1 protein-coding gene is annotated in these 697 nt (G+C 72.2%); it reads left to right on the forward strand.

The features are described from left to right. On the forward strand, positions 1 to 697 hold a 697-nt coding region (locus tag AOK17_RS47630; protein WP_245697924.1), incomplete at both ends, for a multinuclear nonheme iron-dependent oxidase.

Here is a 697-nt window from a genome sequence, read left to right on the forward strand (position 1 = left end):
CTCGCGGCGGCCGTCGAGGCCCTCGGCTCCCCGCTGGTCACCGAGCACATCGCGTTTGTCCGGGCGGGCGGGGCGCTCACCGCCTCGCCACGCCTGGAGGCCGGGCATCTGCTGCCCGTCCCCCGCACCCGGGACGCCCTCGACGTCCTCTGCGAGAACATCCGCATCGCCCAGGACGCGCTGCCCGTGCCGCTCGCGGTGGAGAACATCGCGGCGCTGATCTCCTGGCCGGGCGAGGAGATGACCGAGGGACAGTTCCTGTACGACCTGGCCGACCGCACCGGCGTACGCCTCCTCATCGACGTGGCCAACCTCCACACCAACCACGTCAACCGCGGCGAGGACCCCGCCAAGGCCCTGGACGAACTGCCCGTCGAGGCGATCGCGTACGTCCATGTCGCCGGCGGCTTCGAACGCGACGGCGTCTGGCACGACAGCCACGCCCACGCCGTGCCGCCGGCCGTCCTCGCGATCCTCTCCGACCTGTCCTCCCGGGTCCGCCCGCCGGGCGTGCTCCTGGAGCGCGACGAGAACTTCCCCGCCCCGGCCGATCTGGAGCAAGAGCTGACGGCGATCCGGGAGACGGTGGAGAAGGCGTCCATTTCGGTGCTTCCGGAGACATCGGCTCCGGTGGCAGCGGACCCGGCGATTCCGGCCGTATCGGAAGCACCGGAGCCGACGGAGATCCCGGACGGCG

The sequence above is a fragment of the Streptomyces phaeochromogenes genome (genome assembly GCF_001418655.1).
GTDB lineage: Bacteria > Actinomycetota > Actinomycetes > Streptomycetales > Streptomycetaceae > Streptomyces > Streptomyces phaeochromogenes.